Here is an 891-nt window from a genome sequence, read left to right as displayed (position 1 = left end):
GTGCGAGTACCGAGGGGCTCCGCTCCCAGGCACGGCATGCGGCTGAGGAGCAGGACGGCCCGGACCACGCGAGTGCTCGGCCCGCTCTCGAGCCGCCGCTCCTGCTCTCCGGCGCGAGTACCGAAGCGTTGCGTGCCCAGGCGCGGCGTACGGCCGCGTTCCTCCGCGAGCGGCCCGAACTGCCGCTCGGGGACGTGGCGTTCACCTCGGCGACCTCCCGCGCCGCACTCCGCCACCGGGCGGCGCTGCGCGTCCAGGACCGCGCCGTCCTGCTGAGCGAACTGGACCGGCTCTCGGCCGAGGGGGCGGCAGCCGTGCCGCCCCCAGTCCGGACGGGTGGACGGCTGGCGCTGCTCTTCACCGGCCAGGGCGCCGGATGGGCGGGCCTCGGCCGGGAGCTGCACGCCGCGTACCCCGTCTTCGCCGATGCCTTCGACGCCCTGTGCGGCCGGTTCGACTCCGCAGGCGTCGGGGACCGGCCCCTGCGCGAGGCGCTGTGGGACACGGCGCTCGCCGACGTGCGGCAGCACAGGACGGATGTCGCCCAGGCCGGCCTGTTCACGTTCGAGGTCGCGCTGTTCCGGCTGCTCGAATCCTGGGGCGTACGACCGGACTTCCTGGCGGGCCACTCCGTCGGCGAACTGGCCGTGGCGCATGCCGCCGGGATCCTCTCGGAAGGCGACGCCGTCGAAGTGGTCGCCGCCCGGGGGCGGTTGATGCAGCAACTCCCGGCAGGCGGCGTCATGGTGTCCCTGGACGCCACCGAGGAAGAGACGATGACGGCGCTGGCGGAGCTGCCGGCTGCGGCCGGGCCGGCGGCGGTCGCGGCGGTGAACGGCCCACGCTCGGTCGTCATCGCCGGGGCGGAGCAGGCGGTGACGGCGGTGGCCG

The 891-nt window shown here is 75.5% G+C and carries 1 protein-coding gene; it reads left to right on the top strand.

The genetic code is table 11. The features are described from left to right. Positions 1–891: acyltransferase domain-containing protein (locus tag BEK98_RS47245; RefSeq protein WP_143684293.1), on the top strand; the 891-nt coding region annotated here is incomplete at both ends.

It is taken from the genome of Streptomyces diastatochromogenes (genome assembly GCF_002242805.1).
Lineage (GTDB): Bacteria > Actinomycetota > Actinomycetes > Streptomycetales > Streptomycetaceae > Streptomyces > Streptomyces diastatochromogenes.
Note: the sequence above shows the minus strand (reverse complement) of the source record. Positions and strands in the feature narration are given on the sequence as shown.